The organism is Vibrio sp. A11 (assembly GCF_013048705.1).
Classification (GTDB): Bacteria; Pseudomonadota; Gammaproteobacteria; order Enterobacterales; family Vibrionaceae; genus Vibrio; species Vibrio metschnikovii.
The window spans coordinates 371,923-394,199 of the sequence record NZ_VHSI01000002.1 but is presented as its reverse complement, the minus strand read 5'-3'; the positions used below and the strand labels follow the sequence as shown (position 1 = coordinate 394,199).

Below are 22,277 nucleotides of genomic sequence, written 5' to 3'. Positions count from 1 at the left end.
CTGGTCAAACCAGAGCAGGAGGTTGGCATCCAAAAATGAAGTTAATATGTCATCAATATAAAATAATAATTACAGTTCAATGAGTTAATACAGAGCGCTAAAAAAAGGGGGAGATAATGAGTGGCGTGCAGTATCGAGCTATGTTTATCTCGCGATAACATCACTGGCGGAAACCTACAAACGTAAGCGCAATATGCACAGCTTATTGAAAAAGCATTATCCGAAGCAGGTTTAAGCCGTGGGTTTTCTATCCCCAAACCACTTGAGGTTGCTGGCAATAAAGATCACCGCTGCTCAAGTCGTCAGGGGATAGAGCCGTTAACAGCCGTAAGTCTGCATAATGTAATCTTCAAACTGCTGGCACATCTCGTCATCAGACACCGCATTAGAGGCGATCACTTGCTCCCCATCGACGATGGTGATTTTCGCATTCAGTGGCGCAGGGCTGCTCGGTTGACGGCTCTGCATCGCCGCGATTTTTTGCAGCTCTTGTTGCCAAGCTTGCTCGGCAGAAAGGTTACAGACATCGGCCAGATATTTAGCATTAAAGCCTTCACCAGTGAGGCTTTGAATCGATTTCGAATGTGAGACTTGATTCCCCTTATGCCAATAATGCTTGGCGAGCAATGGGCCAATCTGTGGGTTATCCGTCAGATAGCCAAACTTTTCCATAAAGTAAGCCCGCGTTTGATACACCGCCATATGAGCCAATAAATAACCTTGGTAAGCGCAGGCCGACTCATCCGATAATAGGTGCGGAATCGCCAGCAGCGGACGAGGGCTCGACTCAAGGCCAAGAATACGCTGCTCGGTTTCACGGGCTAAAGCCGTCACCTGTTCAGCCGTTAACTGCTCATCGCTCAATTGATACAGGGCGCGTTCAAAATAAGGCACCAGCAGAATGCTTCGTTCTTGATACGCTTTGAATGGCTGACGGTTATTCACCATCGCTTGAATGACACTATCAGGAACCGGGTTGCCCTTGTTATCCAAGGCATAGCGTTTTAGCCAATCGGCGTCGTTGAGTAGGCTATCACAAAACATCGATTGAGTTTCAGCGTAGGCCATGGAGGTCGGCGCAAACTCTTGTGAGAAGCAAGGGGCATTGAGTTTCACATTTGCAAAATGCGCCGCATGGCCACCTTCATGAAACAGGGTATTGATACCATCATAGCCACTGCCGATTTGGTCAGGTTTGGCATTGGAGGTAAAGTTGACTTTAGCCGCAACCCATTGTCCTTGATGGTAAAAAGCAGGGATCGGGCCATGACAAAAACCATTGGGGTATTTTCCTTTGCGATCCAGCAAATCTAAAGTCAGCTCAGCCTCTGAATAGTTGATATGTAAGCGGCCAAACGATTCTACCCAGCGGCGTAAGGATTGTGAAAACGGCACATAAGGGTCGAGATCACGCATCACATCGCCAGCAAACGAGAAAACAAAATTATGCCCTTTGAGGCATTCTTCCCCTTGCTCGGCAACGAGTGTGCTTAAGCTCTCTTGATGGCGTTGACGGGTACGCTGCTCGAAATCATCCAAAATGGTAAACAGGGCTTCGCTGCTCATTTTTTCGGTCTTTTGCACCGAATAGTCAAAGTAATTGGCATAACCCATGGCGCGAGCAAAGGCGTTACGCTTTTGTACTAATGGCAAAAAGCCTTGTTCAAGCAACCATTGCTCTAGTTCTAGCAGCGATTGATGAGCTGATTGACGCACGGACTCAAGGTTATTGGCACGAATGGTTGAACTGAGCACCGGTAAACTGGCTTCAATCGCCTCACCGTGTTCGTTTGTGTAAGTCAGCACATGTTGCTGCTTTTTGGTGAATAGATCAGCTTCGAACTCGATCAGCTCGTTTTTCAGTTGCTGAGCTTGGCGAGATTCTATCGCATGGGCTTGGAACATGGCTAACCAGCCATTCAGCCCTTGCAGGGTTTGCTCTCGTTGCTCGTTATCGCTGATGTTTTCTGCCGCGGCGATCTGTTGGCGGATTTCTTCTATTCTTGACCCTTGTGAGAGAAAGTGAGTCCACTCGGTTTGGGCTTTGGTTGCCCCCGCTTGGTCATCGCTAATGCCCATGTAGGTTTGCCAAAAGTAATCTTCTTTGCGGCGGTGAATGGCCAAGTAATCTTGGTTGAGTTGGTTAAGGTAGGTGGTAGCCGTCATTTTTATCCTTAAAAATGGTTGAGTTAATCGAAGATTATCTCACGCCCAGCACAAACGAGCGATGCAAACCCAGCTATGGTTTATGGTCACCGCGTAAAGGTAAATGTACTTGGTTTTTACAGGGGGATGGGGTGAGAGCAAACTCAACACGCACTCAGCCAGAGGTTATTTATTAGTCAACTTTCTCACTAGGACTTTATCTTTCCTAGTCCAAAAAATTGGGGCGCCAAAGAGCTACTCCTATTACGTCCACAGCATAAAAAAATGGGCAACGACGCTTGGACTTAACGCTGCGCAGTATGGTATCTACTTCATGCGAAGGACTAATAGGCGAGAACAAAAAATATCAGGGCGGTACAGCTACTTTTAGGGCATGTGAAACTTGATAACACCATTCGCTATCTTGGTGTTGAGAGCGAAGATGCACTCAAAATTTCCTAAGATACGGATATCTAGAGATGTGATTGGTATAATCCGTTTTTGAAGAAATTGATTAGCTAAAAGCTGAATAAACGATACAACGTGAAAATTGCTGGTGCCTCTTTGGGGAGCAGGCGATTTCTTTCCACTGGAGAAGATGAATTGGAACTTTCACCCAGCGAGTTGGCTATTAAGAAAAAGGCCTTGGATTTTGCAAAGAAAAATCGTACTAGAATTTGTCGCAGGCTTACCGACACCAGTCTCTACGCTCCAGAGTTGGAGCCAGTTTCTGTGTTTATGAGCGGATCTCCAGGTGCAGGGAAAACTGAGTCTTCTAAGGAGTTGGTTGCAGTTTTAACTGAGGATGGTGGGCATGTTTTGCGCCTTGACCCTGATGATTTAAGGGAGGAGTTTGAAGATTACAATGGGAACAATTCATACTTATTCCAATCTGCGGTGATTACACTTGTCGAACGTGCCATGGATATGATTTTTAAGAATAACCAGAGCTTTCTTCTGGATGGGACGTTGGCTAGCTTTCATGTCGCGGATAAAAACATAGGCCGCTCGCTAAAAAAAGGTAGGATGGTATTAGTGGTCTTTGTTTATCAACGACCGGAGCTGGCATGGAACTTTGTAAAGGCAAGAGAGAAGGTCGAAGGAAGAAGGATCTTACCAGAACATTTTGTTGAACAGTTCTTTGGTTCTCAGCAGGTTATCGAACAACTTAAAGAGAAATATGGCTGTCAAATTCAGGTTGATTTGCTTCTTAAAGATAACGATGGAACTACCCACAGCCATCACAGTGATATAATCAGTTTGCAACAGTATTTGGATCCAGCGTATACTTTGGAAGTTGTAAGAGAAATCGTAGGTGCTAGTAGGCACCAGGAGAAGCGTGATGATTGATTCTAAAGCCAATAATGCTACTTCACCACTTGCCAGATTTGTTCGTAATACATCTGCTGGTGATAAAAACAAGGTTTATAAGCGCGTCATTGTCGCAGCGACAGAGTCTCAGAACAAAACTATCCAAAAAGCTCATACTGTTCAGGGCTAATTCTATTCTGCTTGCCAGTCATGAACTATGATTGGCTTGTCTAAAACTTCATGACCCAACCATTCCCGTACATAGTCCTTCTGAATGACCATCTGACTCAAAGTTATTGGCACGAATGGTTGAACTGAGCTCGGGTAAACTGGCTTTAATCGCCTCACCGTGTTCATTAGTGTAAGTCAGCACATGTTGCTGCTTTTTGGTGAATAGGTCGGCTTCGAACTCGATCAGTTCGGTTTTCAGTTGCTGAGCTTGGCGAGATTCTATCGCATGGGCTTGGAACATGGCTAACCAGCCATTCAGCCCTTGCAGGGTTTGCTCGCGCTGCTGGCTATCGCTGATGTTTTCTGCCGCGGCGATCTGTTGGCGGAGCTCTTCTATTCTTGACCCTTGTGAGAGAAAGTGAGTCCACTCGGTTTGGGCTTTGGTTGCCCCCGCTTGGTCGTCGCTAATGCCCATGTAGGTTTGCCAAAAGTAATCTTCTTTGCGGCGGTGCATGGCCAAGTAATCTTGGTTGAGTTGGTTAAGGTAGGTGGTAGCCGTCATTTTTATCCTTAAAAATGGTTGAGTTAATCGAAGATTATCTCACGCTCAGCACAAACGAGCGATGCAAACCCAGCTATGGTTGATGGCCTCCGCGTAAAGGTAAATGTACTTGGTTTTTACAGGGGGATGGGGTGGGAAACACGCTTTTGCCCCTTTATTATTTCAAGCTCAAGCTCAAGCTCAAGCTCAAGCTCAAGCTCAAGCTCAAGCTGAACATTGTTTATTTACGTGTGTTTGCCTTACTCAAAATAATCACAAATGCGGTGTAATCCGTGTATTAGAGAGTCTGTACTCGTTTATAGGTTTGTAGTGCGGTATTTTCTTGGTGTCTGATTGAACAGCTTTTTAAAAGCCTGCACATAAGATGAATCAGATGCGTATCCCAATTCCATAGCAATTTCCTGTATGCTCATTTTTGAACTTAATAATGGCAGAGATAAAACCAATCTTATATTTTGTCGCCACATAGCAAATGATTGAGAGAACTCTTTCGCACATAATCTGGATAATGTTCGCTCAGATGCTCCGACTTTTTTTGCCCATTCTTTTAACGTAAACGCTAAGTCAGGTTGCTGTTTAAGCTGTAGAAAAATAGATAAAAGGCGTTTGTCCGTAGGGATTAGAAGTGGTATGTCATAACTTTTTGCTGCCTTGATTTGATCTCGTAATACCGTTAACAAATGTGCCAAATTGGATTCCGACTGTGAGAGCGTATCACTTTCAAATAAAAGCTGTATCAACTCTTTGAGGAAGGCGCTTACCTGACAGGATTTAGGTTCACTTCCATACGGAACATGCTTGTTAGGGTTGATGTAAATCGCTAAAAATTGCGTGTCTGTAATTGCAACAGATTTATGAATGGTATTGGCGGGGATAAAAAGCATACCATTGTGAGGGACTATTCCACTTTTATCGCTAATATCTGATTGTAACAACCCTTGACGTGGAAAAATTATTTGGTGCCATGGATGTGAATGGAAATCATCAATATAACCAGAGGTCATGGTGGTTTTTTTAGTTATAAATTGTTTATCCGGAAAATCTCTGATTAAGTCGTTAGCTTGCATAATTGGCGGCTTATCCATATTAATTGTCAGTTATTATAAATTACGCCACTTGGATTTGGTATAACATCATAGGTCAATCGTTAGAAGAAACAAAAAGGTAAAAACTAAAAGATGCGTATTCACTTTATCATCCATGAAAAGTTTGAAGCTCCGGGATCTTATGAGTCTTGGGCTAAAGCTCGCGGTTACACCAAGACTTATTCTAGGGTTTATGACGGTGACTCTCTTCCGGAAAAAGTAGATGATATCGATTTTCTGATTGTCATGGGGGGGCCACAAGATCCTGTGACTACTATCGAGCAATGTGCTCACTTCGATGCCAAAGGTGAGCAGGCTATAATTACAAAAGCGATTGATGCAGGAAAAGTCGTACTTGGTATTTGTTTGGGATCTCAACTCATTGGTGAAGCATTAGGTGCTCACTATGAGCATAGCCCTGAACGTGAAATTGGTAAGTTCCCTATCACGTTAACCAAAGACGGCGTTACCCATCCACTGTTTGACCATTTTGGCCCCGTTCTGGAAGTAGGCCATTGGCACAACGACATGCCGGGACTGACTCCAGATGCAAAAATCATTGCGTACAGTGAAGGTTGTCCTCGACAAATCGTTGCTTATAGCGATTTGGTGTTTGGTTTTCAGTGTCATATGGAATTGACTAAAGAAGTTGTAGCTTTGCTCATCGAAAATGATGTTCTCAGCGAGGCAGCAAACTATCGTTTCGTTGATGAGCCTGAAGTACTACTGAATCATGACTATGATGATATGAACCAAAAGCTACACGAATTTTTGGATAAACTAGCGAAATCTTATCAAGCATAAAGTTAAGTTTCTGGTTGTTTTTGATTTTATCACCGGCTCATTGAGTCGGTTTTCTGGTTTTTGATAGATAGTTAGTGAGGAAACACATGGACATTGATTTTCAAATATACATGCCAATATTGACAATTACTGGAGCGCTTATTCTCGGGGTTATGAGAGTCCGGGTCCCTGCTTTATTTTGTTGCCAGACGAGCAATTTCACTTTCTAGACGGCATGGGATTTTTACTGCATTAGGTGTGGGGACGGGAGCTTTAGTTCTATCGGTTGCCGCCTTACTCGGATTAAAAACGGTTTTTAGCCTGATGCCAGTAAGCTACTTAATCTTTAAAATTGCAGGCGGATGCTACCTCTTGTTTTTGGCATTTGGAATTATGAGATCAGCTCGAATTCCGTTACAGACTATAGATGCCACTCTATGCCAAGACATTGCCTTATTTCGTAGGTTTAGGAACCAAACTCAGTAATCCCAAAACAGCCATCGTATTTGCCTAAGTATTTCTATATTGCGATGCCAATCTGCACATTTTTGAGTAATGCAGGATGGTATCTTATCGTTGCTTTAGTTTTATCTGCTTAACGCCCTCGTCAAGCGTACTTAAAATTTAAAAAATTTATTGATTATTTGTCTGGCTCAGTGATGGGAGGGTTAGGGTTGACATTAATCATCAGTCGCTAACAAATGTCACTGATGAGCACTTTGCTATACTTTAAGTAATGCATAAAATACTAATTTAGCAAAGTCACTGGCAAATTTTTGTCCAAAAGTTTGTTACTAGGGTAATGCATCGCGTGTGATCACCAAGCGATTGTGTCGTGATTAAAACGAAACTGGTACAACAGTATTAATTGTGATTTGAGCCATAATTACACCGTTTGGTTGTTTAATTTTATTAAATAATTATAAAACCCTTCACCGATTAATGATGTGCTTAGCCATCACTTCAACACCGCCTTCAACCGTGCAAAGGTCTTCATTGTATCGGTTGCTGGCATATCTGGATAACTTGGGTTTTGCGCTTGTAGCTGGTATTGATTTGGTGCGGTTTTGCGTATTACCCGCAGCAAATAGTGGTTATCTCCGGTTTCATCTTGGGTTTCGATTGCCATTGTTAAGTTAGAAATGGAACCCGCGCTACTTGGTGTCACCCATTCAAGTAATAACAGCTCCCCGTCTTGAATTGGATTTTTGCCGCCATTCATAGAGTTTCCCGCCGCGGGGGCAACAAAATGGCGAGTAGGGTCTAACTTGCCATAGCCATCGGCAACACAGTGGTATTGAACCGCTTCATGAGAGCCGCGTTTAAAATGGCCGCAAGCAATTTTAAGTTCAGGGTAAAACGGCAGCATCGTCCCTTGCGGATCGCTTTGTTTGGCAAATTCGAGCACTTGAGCTGAAGGTGAGTGTTCAATGTCTGGCTGATTGGATGGCTGTTGTTGCTTAGGTCGCTGGGCATATTCAGCCAAACGTAAATCAACCAACTCTTGCATGGCATCGTGTAATAACTCGATATGCTGATCTTTTACCGCGAAGGTAGCGACAAACTTTTGATCATTAATTGCAAACCAAGGAGCCGTTTTATTATTGGGCTTGGTAAAAGCTTTGATGGGATTATCTAGCCAATATTTTAACCAGCCACGATCGCTGGCTTTAAACTGCTTGGCTCTGGCGGTGAGCTCTTGCGCCATTAACTGGGGGCGACGTGACAACACATGATGGCTTCGCTCGGCTAACGCGCTGAGTGTCGGTGGATGGCGCAGCCCATCAAGTTCCAGTAAGGCTTCGAGTAAGATCGCTTTAAAGGATTTACTCATCGCTGTGTTTTCAATGCCATGGAGAAGAAAATCACCATAATGACTGACGAGCTCGCTGATTCGTGGGTCATTTTCCTGGCTGGCAACCAGATGAAACCAGCTTATCGCTTGCTGGCGAACTTTCTTCATCGGGTAGCCATGATGGAAAAATTCACTGGCGGTCGGGCGATGAGCCAATTGATGCGCTAATTGTTGATAATCATCTTGGACATTATTGCGTAGCTGTTTGGCTAAGTTTTGCCAAAAATTGATCAGCTCAATATCAAAATTAACATGACAACCTTTGGCTAGTGGCGCGTTAGTTTGCAATCTCCCTATCACTTCTTTTAGGGTTTTAACATTAAACAAGGTTGCTGGGCGGTTTAAAAATGAATCGTGATTACCAATAAAATCCAGCACGACAAGTTTGCGTTTATTGGTGCTGGGAGAAAGGCGTAGCCCGCGACCTAATTGCTGTAGAAAGAGAATTTTTGATTCGGTTGGTCGAGCCATTAAAATCGTATCAATCGAGGGGAGATCTGTGCCTTCATTAAACAGGTCGACCGAGAAAATAATCTCAATTTTACCTTGGTCTAGCCATTGCAGCGCTTGATTACGCCTTACGACTGAATCACTGTACACCGCAACGGCATGAATGCCTTTGCTGGTAAAATACTGCGCCATAAAATCCGCGTGTTTTTTTGAGACACAAAACGCTAAGGTTCGCGTTTGTTTTTTGGCTTGCCATTCACGATAGACATGTTCAGCGCGTCGCGATGTAGCCAGTTTATTATCAAGCGTATTAGGATCAAACTTACCGTTACGCCACGGAATCTCTTGATAATTTACCGCTTGATCGTAGATACCGTGATAATCAAACGGTGCGAGAATATCATCATCAATGCCATGCACTAAATTGCGTTCGAAGACTAAGTTATCATCACATAAAGAGAGAATGTCAGCTTGATCAGAGCGCTCTGGTGTCGCTGTTAAACCGAGGAGAAATTTAGGCTGAAAATAGGCCAATAACTGACGATAGCTTTTTGCTGCGGCATGATGAAACTCATCCACTACTATGTAATCAAAGTGATCAACGGCAAAACGTTGTAGGTGATTTTGCTTACCTAAGGTGGCGACAGAGGCAAATAATAGCGTTGCTTGATCATCTTGTATCGAACCGTTGTAGAGGCCAGTTTTGGCATTGGGGATCAACTGGCTAAAGGTTCTTTCTGCTTGCAGGAGAATCTCTTCTCGATGAGCGACAAATAACACGTTTTTCGCTTGCATTTGCATCACATCAAAGGCCGATAACCAAGTTTTTCCCATGCCAGTTGCCAGTACCACTAAACCTCTTGAATAGCCTTGTTGTCGAGTGGCATCCAGTGCGGCTAAGGCTTCAATTTGGATTGAATTTGGTGTTGGAACGTCGATGGTTTCTTGTTCATCCTCTGTGACCAACTGAGCAATGGTACGTTGCTGCTGTGTTTGTTGATAACGGCAGAGGTACTCATCAATCCATGAATGGCTTAATGGCAGACTCTGATTGTGTTCAAAAATAGCATTGAACTGTTGACGTATATGAGTAAATTCAAGTGCGGCTGGGGAATCTTTGGGTAACTCAAAATCGTGGCGTAGAGCCCACTCGTGGCTACTTAACAAAGCGGTGCGGCTAATATTGTTCGAGCCTATCCATGCGCAGCCTTCGACGATTTCCCCTTGTTGCTGGCGAACAAAAATGTACGACTTCATATGAAAGCTATCATTGCCACATTGGAAGATGCGACAGGTTGCGCCTCGCTCAACCAATAGCATCAGGCGGCGCAGGGCAACGGGGTGGGTGATGGCTAAGTAATCGGAGGTGAGGAGTTTTATCCTCGCGCCGCTTTGCATAGCATCGAACAGAGGATCAAACAGCAATGCTAAACCGGAAGGTTGAATAAAGGAGACCGAGATTTCGATTTCGCTGGCATGGTTGATGGCTTGAATTAACCTCGGTAGGAGCGGATCGTTTATCCCACCCGAAGAGAGTCGATGCCCAGAATAGAGTTGACCAGATGTTGCGTTAGGCATGGTTGATTATGCCTTTAATAAAATGGCATTAAGCCATTGTTCAGTTTCTCTGCCGGCTCGCAGATCTTGAGTAATCCATAGCTTTTCGATGCTTAGAGGCACATCAGTTAATAGTTCGCAGAGTAATGACTCATCACAATTGGTAAAACTTCTGCCATCACGAATGACTTCATCTTGTCCGTATTTGAATGAGCAGTAAAAAGCGCCTCCGCTTTTGAGCATTGCAGCGAGGTGCGCAAACGTCTGGGTGAGCAATGGGCGCGGAACATGCAGTAGCGATGCGCAAGCCCAAATTCCGTCAAAGTGTAGGTCAGTTTGAAATTCAAGAAAGGTGGCAACGGTGACAGGTTGTTTAATCAGCGTTTGTGCTAACCCAGCGAGCGCTGGACTGGCATCAAAAGCCTGCACTTGATAACCAAGCTCAATCAAATGCTTACTATCACGACCTGAACCACATCCGGCATCAAGGATGTACCCACCATCTGGTAGGTAATCTAAAAATGGTTTAAGTAAGCTCGACGCATCGATGTCTACGGTCGATGAAAAGAACTGCGCGGCATGTTGGTTATAAAAGTCGATAGACATAAGCACTCCTGATTTGCCAACGGATTGTAACTGTCTACGCTTTCTCACTCAATGAGTTGCATGTTAAGTGTGACCCTATCTGCGAAATCGCACATCTCTTTGCTGCTCTTGTACGGCATCAGCAATGTTAGGCTCATGGATCACAAGCTTGTAAATAGACCAAGCTGAACTAGATTTACACTATCATTCGATAGTGTGAGTTTGGAGTTTATGATGAAATTAATACTGCAATCGATATTGGCTTCATTGGTGTTTTGGGCGAGTGTGACTTTGGCGAATACCATTACCCTTGCCAGTGGTGAGTGGGAGCCTTATCAAGGGCAAGGCTTAGCGAGTGGCGGGCCGGCGGCTCAGGTGGTGAGCGAAGCGTTTGCTCTATCCGGCTGGCAGGTGAACTACCAATACCTTCCTTGGGCTAGGGGGCTTAATGCTGCTGAGAATGCTGAACTGGATGGGACGTTTTTGTACAGTTTTAATCAAGATCGTGCTGCGCGCTTTCACTATAGCGAGCCGGTAATTACCTTGAGTACGGTGGTTTTTTATCACCCTGATAAACCGCTGCGCTGGGAGAGTGAGCAAGATTTGTTAGGTAAAACCCTCGGTGGCGTGGTGGCTTATGATTATGGTTTTGTCCGTGAAGATGCGGGTTACACCATTGAGCGCATTAGCCAACCTGAAAACAACTTTCGTAAGCTGCAAGCAGGCCGTTTGGATGGTGTAATGGAAGAGCGGTTAGTTGGCTCGGGGTTGGCGGCCAGTGTTGGTTTTAGCCAAGTGGCTTATTTTGATAAAAGTATTAAATTCGTGCCTTACCATTTAATTGTGTCTCGTAAACATCCAAAAGCGGCAGAGATTATTGCCGCATTTAATGATGGCTTAAAACAATTAGAGAGCAATGGCCGTTTGGCTGAGATCCTTGGTCAGTAGGTTTTAATTTGCTGGTAACCGATGACCATTAATAACCGTTTGTGATAGTCGTATTAGGCAGTTCTGCTTTGAATGAGAACTGCCTATTTAAATTTGTACATTGGCTATTTAGCCTTTTCAATTCAGACTTATCTCCTAATCCTTACTTCTCAATCAGTTGCATGTTAACTGTGACCCTTTCAACGAAATGCGCGTTTGCTCTCTTGTATAGTGCGGATCATGAACAAGACGAACTCGAGAGCAAAATGAAACACAATCTAAAACCTACTATGTGGTTACTCAGTTTGGGGTTATGCAGTGCCTTAGCGCAGGCACAAACCGATAACCTAGCCCAATTTCCTGATGGTAAAGCATGGTTAAACCATGCGCAGCAAGGCTTAGCGCCATATTGGATGATGGAGACCGCTCACGGTCAGCCGCTGGGTAACTTTCCTACCTTTCGTTGTGATAACGGTCAATTGCTGAATGTTAACCACGTTTGCCAAGAGCTCAATAAAGGGTGGATAACGCCACACTTTGGCCGTGACTATACGCGGATGAAGTCGCGCCAAACTTACGCTTATGCGGTGCTGTACCACTTAACCGGTGATACTCAGGCGTTAGCGCTCGCCAACGCTGGAGCGCACTATTTAATTGACCATTTGCAAGATAAGCACAACGGCGGTTTTATCAGTTTTACCGAAAACGGTCAGCCGGGGCTTGAGTGGCAACAGCGCACCTCGCAAGACCAAGCCTATGCCTTGGTGGGGCTGGCGATGCTCTATTATTTGACTCGTGATCCGCAATTGGAAGCGGTGTTGATTAAACAGCAACAGTTTATTTTTGACCATTATCGATTAGCCGATGATCAAGGATTGGCGTGGGTGTTAAAAGAGGGCGATGGCGAAAGCGCTCAGCAGCGCGAATTGGTTGCCCAGCTTGATCAAATCAATGGGTATTTATTGCTGGTGGCTCCCTTGTTACCTGAGCCATATCGTAGCCAGTGGCTTGGGGATCTCGCTTGGCTAACTGAGGTGATGTTAACTCACTATCATCATCAACCTGAGCAGCGCTTTTATGGCGCAATACATCATCCAGCAGTGATGACACAAAGCGCTAAACATAATGATTTTGGCCATACGATTAAAGCCTATTGGATGACGTATCTCACCGGTAGCGTATTGCAAAACTCGCAGTGGCAAAGCTTAGCAAAGCAGGGGATGAGAACGACCATTCGCCAAGCGCAATATCAGCCGAATTGGACGGATATCGCTCCGCGCTTACCCGATTCGTTAGCAAAACAGTGGCAAGGTAAGCCGGTGGCGAGTTGGCGTAACAGGCCGATGAGTTATGGCATTTCTTCATGGGAATGGGCAGAGCTCGATCAAGCGGCGATGACGCTATCGCTACTCGAAGGCCAGTTGGAGTCTGTCTTGGCGTACACAGCGCCCGCGTTTATGCAGGTCTGGGTGGATGAGCAGTACGGCGGAGTGGGCCTTAACCCGAAATCAACTAAGGCGTTTCATTGGGGCAATGGTTACCATCAGTTTGAGCATGCCTTGGTGGGATATTTGACCGCCCAGCAGCTCAATCAGCAACCAGCAACGTTGTACTTTGCTTTTGAACCGACAGAGCAGAGCCGACTTGCGCCTTATTATTTCCAAGGGCACGTTCAGCAACACCGCTTTACGTCCGTAGAGGGTTTACCGCGTCTAGAGGTGCAATTTGTTGATATTCATCCTTAATGTTTCGGCCAAAATAGATTTTGTTGTTCGAGCGTAAATCGCGGCGCGAAAGTGGTTAATTGTTTTCTTTTTTAGCACTCATCGTGATATCGAGTGTTAAAAAGTTACCTATGATTGATTTTTTGTATTCAAATGCTCATTTTTAATAAATATGTCACAAATAATAAACAAACTATTTGGGCTGTTTAATCCTTGTAGGATAATCACGGCGACTATTTGGATAAGCTGATTTATCCACCTTATGGATACTTCTCGGTTGCTTAATGCTGGCGTTGGTTCGCCATGTTAATCACCTTAGATAAAGTAATTGAAGGACAAATATAATGAAAAAGTTGCTCTCTGCCGCGTTGATCTCTTCTGCGCTTTTGCTAACCGGTTGTGGTGATAAAGAAGCCGCCGACCAAGCTGCTCCTAGCCCAATTAACATCAACCTCAGTTTGGTGTTTGCACCCAGTGAACTGCTCACTCAAGAGTTGATTAAAGTCACCGATTCTATTCGTGAAAAGACCGATGGCGGGGTGAACATTCAGGTGTTCCCGAGCGGTCAGTTACCGGTTTATAAAGATAACCTTGAGCAGGTGGTCAATGGTGCAAACTGGATTGCGGTTGAAGATTTAACCTATCTAGGCGATTACGTGCCTGATTTTACCGCGCTAGCTGGGCCAATGCTGTATCAAACTTATGATGAGTATTTGGCGATGATGCAAACCGATTTGGTGAGCGATCTTAAGCAGCAGATGCTTGATAAAGGCGTTAAAGTCCTGAATACCGATTATATCTTTGGTTTTAGACACATGATGACCAACCGTGAAATCGTTGAGCCAGAGGATATGCGTGGCATGCGCATTCGCGTACCGGGTAGTCAGTTATTCATCAGTACGTTATCAGCAATGGGCGGAGCGCCTGCGGCGCTGCCTTTCCCTGAAACTTATGCAGGGGTGCAACAAGGTGTGGTTGATGGTCTAGAAGGGACTATTTTGACCATGTACTCAAATAAAATGTATGAAGTGACGAAAAACCTATCTTTAACCAAGCATTTCCTTGGTACGGTAGGGGTCTACATTTCACCTAAAGTGTGGGAGCGTTTTAGCCCAGAGCAGCAAGCGATTGTGATGGAAGAGTTCGAGAAGGGCGCTTTATCTAACAATACTGGACTGGTGCGTTTGGATGCCGAATACGCTGAAAAACTGCAACAACTCGGCGTGACCATTAATGAGGTCAACAGTGAAGCCTTTAACAAACTGACTCAGCCTGTTTATAGCCAGTTCCCAGCGTGGAGCCCAGATATTTACTCACGGATTGAAGCTGAGTTAGAGAAGATCCGCGCTCAACAATAAGCAGTGATCGACGTTATAGCCCAACGTCTCAGTGATTGATGAAGAAGGGTATCGCGTAACCGGCTGAACAGGCTGAATATAAGCCTTGAATCTGTTGGTTACGCGTTTTTATTTTCAAGCCATTGGATAGGAAGTAGCACCAATGAAGGTTGTGATTTTAGTTTGGCGTTATTTAGAAGAAGTGCTTGCTTCGCTGGCCATATCGGTAACCGTTTTAATGGTTATCGCCAACGTTATTTTGCGTTACGGGTTTGGGTTTGTGGTGCCATGGAGCGAAGAGCTTGCCGTGGTCTGTTTTATTTGGGCGGTCTATTTTGGGATAAGCTCATGTTACAAACATCGTATGCATATGGGGGTGGATGTTCTGGTGATTTTATTACCCGAGCGTTTTCAATCGCCGTTTAAAATTCTCTCATTACTATTTTTGATTGTCGTTAATGGCGGTATGGCCCATTTAAGTTATCAGTACACCATGTTATCGAACAAGGTGACGCCAGTGATGGGGATGTCTTATTTTGCGATTAACAGTGTTTTGGTACTGTCATTTGGATTGATGTTATTACACAGTTTTATTTTTCTTTATCAAGAGATTGCCAAGATGCGCGGTCAATCTTGGGCTGGATGTGAGGAAAAAGCATCATGATCAGTTATCTTCCGATCGGTATTTTGTTTGTCCTGTTTTTACTTAATGTACCGATTGCTTTTTCGTTGATTGCTTCTGCCATGGTCTATTTTATTTTCATTAATGATGTCATTCCAGTCAGTTTGGTGATGCAGCGCTTTATCTCTGCCGCTTCCTCTTTTCCACTACTGGCGATCCCGTTCTTTATTATGGTGGGGTCGGTAATGAACTATTCCGGTATTAGCCGCAGCTTATTGGCGTTCGCCGATGCGCTGATTGGCCATAAAGTCGGTGGTTTAGCGCAAGTCAACGTGGCATTAAGTACCTTAATGGGCGGAGTTTCAGGTTCGGCCAATGCCGATGCGGCGATGCAATCGAAAATATTGGCACCGGAGATGACTAAGCGAGGTTATGGCTTACCGTTTACTGCGGCGTTAACCGCAGCTTCTTCGAGTATTAGCCCGGTTATCCCGCCAGGGATTAATTTGATCATCTTTGCCTTGCTGGCCAACGTTTCTGTTCACCAAATGTTTTTGGCAGGGTACGTACCGGCCTTTTTGATGGCTATCTCACTGATGATTACCGTCGCTTGGATCGCTCGTCGGCGGGGGTATCCACCTTCTCGTGATAAAGCGGCGTCTTGGGGCGAACGCGGGCGTTATTTTTTCCAAGCTTTACCAGCGCTGTTGATCCCTTTTGGGATTATTTTAGGCATGCGTTTTGGTTTGTTTACGCCCACCGAAGCTGGTGCGATTGCCGTGATGTTGTGTAGCCTGATTGGCTTGTTCATTTATCGTCAATTAAAACCGCATCACTTTGCGGCGATTTTGCGCGAAACCGTTCAAGGCACCAGTACGGTGATGTTCATCATTATTGGGGCGATGGTGTTTGGCTACTACATGACGTTGGAGCGTATTCCGCAGACGGTGGCCAGTGCTTTGATTGAGTTAACCGATAATAAACTGTTGCTGCTACTGCTGATTAACTTATTGCTGTTGGTGGTGGGGATGTTTATTGAAGGTGGTGCAGCGATGATTATCTTGACGCCATTATTGCTGCCTGCCGTCCTGAATGCGGGGGTCAATCCGGTACACTTTGGCGTGATCGTCATCGTTAATATCATGATTGGTGGCGTAACCCCGCCGTTTGGGTCGATGATGTTTACCGTTTGCTCCATTTTGAAAGTTCGGATGATTGAGTTCATGAAAGAGGTGATTCCGTTTTTGATTGCGCTATTGGCGGTATTAATGCTGCTCACCTTCTCAGAATCGTTAGTGATGTGGTTACCGAATGCAATTTAATAAAATAACGCCTCACTTTTGATGCGATAGGCCGCCAGTAAGGTTGGCGTCTCCTTAACATCGAGTTGTAATCAGCCATCATCGCCATTGGGCATGATGGCTTTTTTATGCTTCTTCTCTCTGCTTTTCTCATCTGACCACAGTGTATTATCGTTAAACGTGTCGATAAAAATCCAGATCGCGATCTTATCTTTCATTATTGTGGTTTTTTCCTTTTCTTCGCTTTGCAGTGAAAACGAGATCTATTTCAATTTTATGCAACAAGTTGATTTTTACAATTGCAATGTCATGTTGTTGCTTTATTTTAAGTAAGTTAAACAACTGTTCGAATTATTGAATAAACGTTAAAAGTGGACAGTGAGTCATCATCAAGATTAGCTCAGGTGAACCTTAGGCTTAGCAAGGGAGTGTAGGCATGAAAAAAGTAGCGTTAATAACCGGATCGAAAGGTGGCATCGGATCTGCGATCAGCTCACAACTGGTTGCCGATGGTTATCGAGTGGTTGCGACGTATTACACCGGAAATTATCAATGCGCTATCGATTGGTTCAATGAGAAGGGATTTACCGAGCAACAAGTGCGTTTATTTGAGCTCGATGTGACTGATACCGAGCAGTGCAGTGAACGTTTAACTCAGTTACTGAGTGAAGAGGGCTCCATCGATGTGGTGGTCAATAATGCTGGTATTACGCGCGATTCTCAATTGAAAAAAATGTCCGCAGAGGATTGGTTTGATGTCATTAACACCAATCTGAACAGCGTGTTTAATGTTACTCGTCCCTTATTTTCGGCGATGTGTGAAAAAGGCCAAGGGCGAATCATTAATATCTCTTCGGTGAATGGTTTAAAAGGTCAATTTGGCCAAGTTAATTACGCGGCGGCTAAAGCAGGAATGATTGGTTTTACCAAGGCGTTAGCCTTAGAAGGTGCGCGTAGTGGGGTAACGGTCAATGCGGTCGCGCCCGGTTATACCGCGACGCCGATGGTTGAGCAGATGCGAGAAGAGGTCTTGGCGTCGATAAAATCTCAGATCCCGATGCAGCGTTTAGCGACTCCAGAAGAGATTGCTAAAGCGGTCTCTTTCCTTGCGGGAGATGGCGGGGCTTATATCACTGGTGAGACGCTCTCTGTCAATGGCGGCTTATACATGAACTAATAGTGAAGTGGCATTGAGTGAACAACGAATGCCTCTTCATCATGATCATTTTTGCCCAAGCAATCGTGCTTTGGGTTAGGTATCGATAACAGCGTTAATTAATGAGGAAATACTTATGTACACGGATTTTTTTAAAACTTTCACCGATCAAGCAGAAAAAAACATGCAACCGTTTTTTAAGTTTAATCAGTTAATGACTAAAAACGTTGAGCTATTGACAGAGCTACAACTGAATGCAATGCGCACATACAGCGAAATGGGTATGGCTCAGATGAAAGCAGCGTCAGAGATTAAAGATGTTAATACACTCGCGGCGTTCAGTAGTCAGCAATTGGGCGTTCTGAGTAAACTGTCGCAGCAGATGCTAGACGATAGCAATAAATTGCAAGCGGCGGCGAAAGAGTTCAAGCAAGATATTGAAACGTTGACTTCAGAAAATATCAAAACGGCGACTCCACAATAGCCTGTGATCGTTTTATAACTGGAAGCGTTTGCGAGATAACACGCTTCCGGTGATCAAGGTATCTATTAAAGCGCCGCCCTTTTTCGGCGGCGCTGTTCCGAGTAAGGGAGTACTTTATGTTGCAACATTTCTTTTCGGACTATCTGGTTAAGCTGCAAGAAACCAATCAACAGTGGTGGCAGGATTTTGAAGCGAACAAGATGGCCGCTAACTCTCCTTTAAACCAAGCCATTCAAGCAGTGAACTTTGAAGATAGTGCGAAGTTTTTTGAACAAGCCGTTAATCAACCGACCGCGTTGCTGCAGTTGCAAACCCAGTGGTGGGAGCAACAAATGCAAATATGGCAGCAAGTGGTGCTATCCGGTAACACCCAGAGTGTGATTGAGGCTGAGAAAGGCGATAAACGATTTAACGATGAAACATGGCAGTCACAGGCCATGTACAATTTTATTAAGCAGTCGTACTTGCTGTTTTGTAAAACCTACATGGAGACCATCAATGCGATTGAAGGTGTTGATGAGAAAACCAAAGAGCGGATCAGCTTTTTTTCAAGGCAGATGATCAATGCGATGTCGCCTTCGAATTTTATTGCCACGAACCCTGAGCTGCTCAAACTCACCATTGAAAATAATGGGCAGAATTTACTCAAAGGTATGGAGCTGCTTAAAGAAGATTTGCAGTCCAGTGCTGATATTTTGAAAGTTCGCATGACCAACGAGCAAGCTTTTCGACTGGGTGAAGAGATAGCCAGTACTGCCGGTAAAGTGGTGTACCGTAATGAGTTGTTCGAGTTAATTCAATACACACCGGTCACAGAGCAGGTTAAGGCAACTCCGCTTTTGATCGTGCCGCCGTTTATTAATAAGTATTATATTCTTGATTTAACTGAGAAAAACTCCATGGTGCGCTGGCTGTTAGAGCAAGGGCACTGTGTGTTTATGATCTCTTGGCGCAATCCTGGACAGGCACAAAGTGAAATTGGTTTTGACAACTATGTTCTCGATGGTGTGGTGCAAGCGGTATCGGTAATTGAAGATATTACCGGACAAGAGCAAATCAACGCAGCAGGTTACTGTATTGGTGGTACGGCATTAGCCTCTGCTATTGCTTACTATGCTGCGAAACGAATGAAAAAACGGATTAAATCGGCGAGTTTTTTTACCACTTTACTGGATTTTTCTCAACCTGGCGAAGTGGGTGCTTACATTAACGATACCATCATTAGTGCCATTGAAGCGCAAAATAGCGCGCAAGGCTTTATGGATGGCCGTTCGCTGAGTGTGACCTTTAGTTTGTTACGTGAAAATAGCCTGTATTGGAATTATTACATTGATAACTATTTAAAAGGCACGAGCCCGGTTGATTTTGATCTTTTGTATTGGAATAGCGATAGCACCAACGTTGCGGCCAATACCCATAACTTCTTACTGCGCGAGTTGTATCTCAATAATCAGCTAGTGCAAGATAAAGGGGTAAAAATTGGTGGGGTATGGATTGATCTGAATAAAATTCGCATTCCAAGCTACTTTATCTCCGCCAAGGACGATCACATTGCTTTATGGCAAGGTACTTACCGCGGCGCGTTAGCCATGGGAGGTAATAAAACTTTTGTGCTCGGTGAATCTGGTCACATCGCTGGGATTGTTAATCCACCAGCTAAAAATAAGTACGGTTATTGGGTCAATGACAGCTTAGATGAATCGGCGGATGAGTGGTTAGCCAATGCGCAACGTGCGGAAGGTTCATGGTGGACCCATTGGGATCAATGGCTTGCTCAGTTTAGCCCTGAATCATTGGTTCCCGCTTATCCCATCGGCAGTGATAATTTCCCTGCTCTTGAAGCCGCGCCGGGCAGTTATGTGAAACAAACGCTACCGATAGTTGAATAAACCGATAGTTGAATAATAAGATGGATAGCGCCTATTTATAGCACTGATAGGGTCGTCTCAATAGGATGAAAGCCGCCGCGGAAGATGATTTCATGCGGCGGCTTTTTATTAACGATTTTTGTTAGTAAACCTGAAAAATAGATTATTGATTATCAGGATTAAACACATTGGTGTAGCTGGTAATGGTACGCACGCTGATATTCGATTGATCGCTGGCGTATAAACCGAGTTGTCCCGTTGTTGTATCATGGCCTAGGCTTTGGTGACTGTATACATTACTTAAGGTATCGCTATTAGGGATCCACTCCCAGCGCTGGCTTAAGCTTGAGTTACATTGCTGAAGGGCATTCAGATTATCACCATCTAAACAATAAGCGGTGTTCGCTGCACTCACGTAACGCCCTAGCTGATCATAAATAAACGATTGAGCTTGTTTGTTATCGGCACACTCACTGGCGGTTATCGATTGATCGCCATTCACCTCAACGCAGCGGTTATTAAAGCTGGCAAGTTGTAAGTTAACCGGTCTGCCACCGGTAAATACCGGATGTTGCCAATCAACGGTGAAGCTGGTGGTTTTACCGACTCGGCGACGTCCATCGTTTTCAAACCCATGGTAAGATTGATGGCCACCAAAAACGTAATAATGCTTATAAGCGCCGTTATAGATTGGACGGATATTGACCGAAGAATCAATCGTAAACTCGGTAGTGCCAGTTTCAGTTGGAGCAGCGCTGTAGATCACATCCATTTTCGGAACAAAGCTGGCGTAACCGATTGGGTTGATCTTGTTGGTATCAATCGGATAAGTATTTACCCATAGTGCATCTGTCCAGCGATCCAGTAAAGACTCAGCCGTTGCGTATTGATCGCGCTCCCAAGTAAAACGAACTTTTTGTGGGCTTGGCGTACTGCGTGCGACTTTATAATCGTGAGTTTTAAAGGTTAACCAACGGCTTTGGTTGTAACTAGCGTTAGCTTCTAGTTTGGCTTTCGGACCATCTTTATTGACTTCAACACCGCCATTGACGCCAACTTGGAAACCAGACACTTCCTTGATTTCATAGTCAGAATTAATATTTTCACGCGGGAAGGTTTTTAAAATTTGCGCTTTATTATTCGATGTGTTGAAGACAAACTGATAATCCTGTGCGATAGCATCCGTTGACCAATCTCTGAAATAGGCATCGAGAGTGAGGTAGTCGGCTGCATATTGACGCCAGCTTAACTTATCATTGAGATGAATACCGGCTCCAGTGGTATCGTCATCCAAACTGATACGAACAATTTTGGCGTCTGGTGTTGCTGAGCCAGTGGTACCAAATTGCAGAGAACGTTCATAGTTAACTCGATAGATCAACGAGATGTTCGGGTTATCACAAAAGACGCGAGTCCCTTTATCCCATAAATGTGAGTTTTTAAAGGTGCACTCTTCATCGCTGATTGGGCGATGAACATTCACATAAAACGCAACATGCGGCAAGCTGTTAGCTTCGCTTGTCGCATTAGTGCGGCTATCAATACTACGCCGTTGGCGAGAATGAGTAACAGGTTGAGCTTCAAGTAACTGAATACTTGGATCATTTTCATCATCTAACCCCGTGAACAATAATTCTCCTTTATGTTCGGTAATTAGCCAGAAATCACTGCTCAACGCGACACCTAATTGACCGCGTAATAGCGCTTTGGCTTGTGTTTTACCCTGTTCATCACTGATATTACTAAAATCTATCAAGTAGCGCTGATGCTGGCGAAGCACGCTATCGCGCACATCACTTAACGTTGGTACTGTTCCTTCTTCCACCAACAATTCAGCGGCATTTAAATAACTAACTTGGCTATCATCCTGAAGCGTACTCAGCATTTCAACCGCCACACCTTGTGGTTGCTGAACATCTGCATAGGCGGTATTCCATACCAAGCCTGATAATATCGCGGCTAACGCGATGGTTTTATTGTTATAGATAGGCATAGGATTACCTCTTGATGAATGGTATTACCCTGTGACTTAACGTTGCGCTATGGCTGAACATCTTTGCCCTTTGGGTTGCAGCAGATAACGTATTCATATGGTTATTAAATGATCCATTACTGCTAAATCTATTAATATGTTTTGTGGTAACAATTTGAAACAAATTAAATAAAATTCGTGGCTCAAGATCACAAAAAAAACATCAGGAGAAAATGAACTAAAGTATCTTCAAGGTTTGATAAGCCTTAGTTATCAATAGCGGTAGGCGATACTGTTACCTTGCTGCAGAATTCTTGGCTGTGATTCGTTGGTTTAATCAAAGCGAGAGTAGTGTCAAAAATATGTCGGGGTGAAATTGGTA

The 22,277-nt window shown here is 44.4% G+C and carries 18 protein-coding genes and 1 pseudogene; 12 read left to right on the top strand and 7 right to left on the bottom strand.

All coding sequences use genetic code 11. From position 1 onward, the window contains the following. Positions 1-318 precede the first annotated feature (318 nt). Entirely contained in the window at positions 319-2,166 is a 1,848-nt protein-coding gene (locus FKQ60_RS04300; protein WP_170906062.1) for a M3 family metallopeptidase, read from the bottom strand. A gap of 582 nt (positions 2,167-2,748) precedes the next feature. On the opposite strand from FKQ60_RS04300, the gene FKQ60_RS04295 reads away from it, so the two are divergent. Both FKQ60_RS04295 and FKQ60_RS04290 read left to right on the top strand, forming a co-directional pair. After that, entirely contained in the window at positions 2,749-3,495 is a 747-nt protein-coding gene (locus FKQ60_RS04295; protein ID WP_170906077.1) for a zeta toxin family protein, read from the top strand. After that, positions 3,488-3,646 (top strand): hypothetical protein, encoded by a 159-nt coding sequence (locus FKQ60_RS04290; RefSeq protein WP_004395810.1) that lies wholly within the window; start codon positions 3,488-3,490, stop codon positions 3,644-3,646. Before FKQ60_RS04295 ends, FKQ60_RS04290 begins: the two co-directional genes overlap by 8 nt. A gap of 96 nt (positions 3,647-3,742) precedes the next feature. Here the strand turns inward: FKQ60_RS04290 and FKQ60_RS04285 are convergent. Next, positions 3,743-4,189: pseudogene (locus FKQ60_RS04285) on the bottom strand (peptidase M3); the annotation flags it as partial. Between the two features lie 296 nt (positions 4,190-4,485). Then, positions 4,486-5,256, bottom strand: a complete 771-nt coding sequence (locus FKQ60_RS04280; RefSeq protein ID WP_170906076.1) for an AraC family transcriptional regulator — start codon at positions 5,254-5,256, stop codon at positions 4,486-4,488. Positions 5,257-5,367: 111 nt separating this feature from the next. Between FKQ60_RS04280 and FKQ60_RS04275 the strand changes: the two genes are divergently transcribed. Next, a complete protein-coding gene (locus tag FKQ60_RS04275) occupies positions 5,368-6,078 on the top strand; it encodes a type 1 glutamine amidotransferase (protein ID WP_170906061.1) in 711 nt (236 codons plus the stop codon). A gap of 168 nt (positions 6,079-6,246) precedes the next feature. Next, positions 6,247-6,543, top strand: coding sequence for a LysE family transporter (locus FKQ60_RS17460; protein ID WP_249374272.1), 297 nt, complete (start codon positions 6,247-6,249; stop codon positions 6,541-6,543). A gap of 472 nt (positions 6,544-7,015) precedes the next feature. Here the strand turns inward: FKQ60_RS17460 and FKQ60_RS04265 are convergent, their stop codons facing one another. Next, positions 7,016-9,940, bottom strand: a complete 2,925-nt coding sequence (locus FKQ60_RS04265) for a DEAD/DEAH box helicase family protein (protein WP_170906060.1) — start codon at positions 9,938-9,940, stop codon at positions 7,016-7,018. A 6-nt stretch (positions 9,941-9,946) separates the two neighbouring features. Next, a complete protein-coding gene (locus FKQ60_RS04260) occupies positions 9,947-10,525 on the bottom strand; it encodes a class I SAM-dependent methyltransferase (protein WP_170906059.1) in 579 nt (192 codons plus the stop codon). A gap of 213 nt (positions 10,526-10,738) precedes the next feature. On the opposite strand from FKQ60_RS04260, the gene FKQ60_RS04255 reads away from it, so the two are divergent. The 5 genes from FKQ60_RS04255 (at position 10,739) to FKQ60_RS04235 (ending at position 16,436) form a co-directional block, all read left to right on the top strand. Beyond that, complete coding sequence (locus FKQ60_RS04255; protein ID WP_170906058.1) at positions 10,739-11,452, top strand: transporter substrate-binding domain-containing protein; 714 nt, start codon at positions 10,739-10,741, stop codon at positions 11,450-11,452. Positions 11,453-11,721: 269 nt separating this feature from the next. Continuing rightward, complete coding sequence (locus tag FKQ60_RS04250) at positions 11,722-13,176, top strand: AGE family epimerase/isomerase (protein WP_170906075.1); 1,455 nt, start codon at positions 11,722-11,724, stop codon at positions 13,174-13,176. Between the two features lie 323 nt (positions 13,177-13,499). After that, on the top strand, positions 13,500-14,513 hold the full coding sequence (gene dctP, locus FKQ60_RS04245; RefSeq protein WP_170906057.1) for a C4-dicarboxylate TRAP transporter substrate-binding protein: 1,014 nt from the start codon (positions 13,500-13,502) through the stop codon (positions 14,511-14,513). Positions 14,514-14,667: 154 nt separating this feature from the next. Then, positions 14,668-15,156: a TRAP transporter small permease gene (locus tag FKQ60_RS04240; RefSeq protein ID WP_170905378.1), complete on the top strand. Its 489-nt coding sequence runs from the start codon at positions 14,668-14,670 to the stop codon at positions 15,154-15,156. Next, entirely contained in the window at positions 15,153-16,436 is a 1,284-nt protein-coding gene (locus FKQ60_RS04235) for a TRAP transporter large permease (protein WP_158137995.1), read from the top strand. Before FKQ60_RS04240 ends, FKQ60_RS04235 begins: the two co-directional genes overlap by 4 nt. A 71-nt stretch (positions 16,437-16,507) precedes the next feature. On the opposite strand, the gene FKQ60_RS17745 is transcribed toward FKQ60_RS04235, so the two are convergent. Further along, positions 16,508-16,633 carry a hypothetical protein gene (locus tag FKQ60_RS17745; protein ID WP_272870233.1) on the bottom strand — a complete coding sequence of 42 codons (126 nt, stop codon included), beginning with the start codon at positions 16,631-16,633 and terminating at the stop codon, positions 16,508-16,510. 218 nt (positions 16,634-16,851) lie between these two features. Here FKQ60_RS17745 and FKQ60_RS04230 point away from each other — a divergent pair, with 218 nt between their 5' ends. The 3 genes from FKQ60_RS04230 (at position 16,852) to phaC (ending at position 19,944) form a co-directional block, all read left to right on the top strand. Continuing rightward, on the top strand, positions 16,852-17,592 hold the full coding sequence (locus tag FKQ60_RS04230; RefSeq protein WP_072668727.1) for an SDR family oxidoreductase: 741 nt from the start codon (positions 16,852-16,854) through the stop codon (positions 17,590-17,592). Positions 17,593-17,707: 115 nt separating this feature from the next. Next, a complete protein-coding gene (locus FKQ60_RS04225) occupies positions 17,708-18,055 on the top strand; it encodes a phasin family protein (protein WP_004395799.1) in 348 nt (115 codons plus the stop codon). A 116-nt stretch (positions 18,056-18,171) separates the two neighbouring features. Then, positions 18,172-19,944, top strand: a complete 1,773-nt coding sequence (gene phaC / locus FKQ60_RS04220) for a class I poly(R)-hydroxyalkanoic acid synthase (RefSeq protein WP_170905374.1) — start codon at positions 18,172-18,174, stop codon at positions 19,942-19,944. A 142-nt stretch (positions 19,945-20,086) separates the two neighbouring features. Here the strand turns inward: phaC and FKQ60_RS04215 are convergent, their stop codons facing one another. After that, positions 20,087-21,916, bottom strand: coding sequence for a leukocidin family pore-forming toxin (locus tag FKQ60_RS04215; RefSeq protein WP_170905373.1), 1,830 nt, complete (start codon positions 21,914-21,916; stop codon positions 20,087-20,089). Between the last annotated feature and the right edge of the window lie 361 nt (positions 21,917-22,277).

What these genes read in the sequence shown, in the direction of transcription:
- FKQ60_RS04300 (WP_170906062.1), bottom strand. Translation starts at nt 2,166, where the DNA reads ATGACGGCTACCACCTACCTTAACCAACTCAACCAAGATTACTTGGCC.
- FKQ60_RS04290 (WP_004395810.1), top strand. Translation starts at nt 3,488, where the DNA reads ATGATTGATTCTAAAGCCAATAATGCTACTTCACCACTTGCCAGATTT.
- FKQ60_RS04255 (WP_170906058.1), top strand. Translation starts at nt 10,739, where the DNA reads ATGAAATTAATACTGCAATCGATATTGGCTTCATTGGTGTTTTGGGCG.
- FKQ60_RS04250 (WP_170906075.1), top strand. Translation starts at nt 11,722, where the DNA reads ATGTGGTTACTCAGTTTGGGGTTATGCAGTGCCTTAGCGCAGGCACAA.
- phaC (WP_170905374.1), top strand. Translation starts at nt 18,172, where the DNA reads ATGTTGCAACATTTCTTTTCGGACTATCTGGTTAAGCTGCAAGAAACC.
- FKQ60_RS04235 (WP_158137995.1), top strand. Translation starts at nt 15,153, where the DNA reads ATGATCAGTTATCTTCCGATCGGTATTTTGTTTGTCCTGTTTTTACTT.
- FKQ60_RS04265 (WP_170906060.1), bottom strand. Translation starts at nt 9,940, where the DNA reads ATGCCTAACGCAACATCTGGTCAACTCTATTCTGGGCATCGACTCTCT.
- FKQ60_RS04275 (WP_170906061.1), top strand. Translation starts at nt 5,368, where the DNA reads ATGCGTATTCACTTTATCATCCATGAAAAGTTTGAAGCTCCGGGATCT.
- dctP (WP_170906057.1), top strand. Translation starts at nt 13,500, where the DNA reads ATGAAAAAGTTGCTCTCTGCCGCGTTGATCTCTTCTGCGCTTTTGCTA.
- FKQ60_RS17745 (WP_272870233.1), bottom strand. Translation starts at nt 16,633, where the DNA reads ATGAAAGATAAGATCGCGATCTGGATTTTTATCGACACGTTTAACGAT.
- FKQ60_RS04225 (WP_004395799.1), top strand. Translation starts at nt 17,708, where the DNA reads ATGTACACGGATTTTTTTAAAACTTTCACCGATCAAGCAGAAAAAAAC.
- FKQ60_RS04280 (WP_170906076.1), bottom strand. Translation starts at nt 5,256, where the DNA reads ATGCAAGCTAACGACTTAATCAGAGATTTTCCGGATAAACAATTTATA.
- FKQ60_RS04230 (WP_072668727.1), top strand. Translation starts at nt 16,852, where the DNA reads ATGAAAAAAGTAGCGTTAATAACCGGATCGAAAGGTGGCATCGGATCT.
- FKQ60_RS04260 (WP_170906059.1), bottom strand. Translation starts at nt 10,525, where the DNA reads ATGTCTATCGACTTTTATAACCAACATGCCGCGCAGTTCTTTTCATCG.
- FKQ60_RS04215 (WP_170905373.1), bottom strand. Translation starts at nt 21,916, where the DNA reads ATGCCTATCTATAACAATAAAACCATCGCGTTAGCCGCGATATTATCA.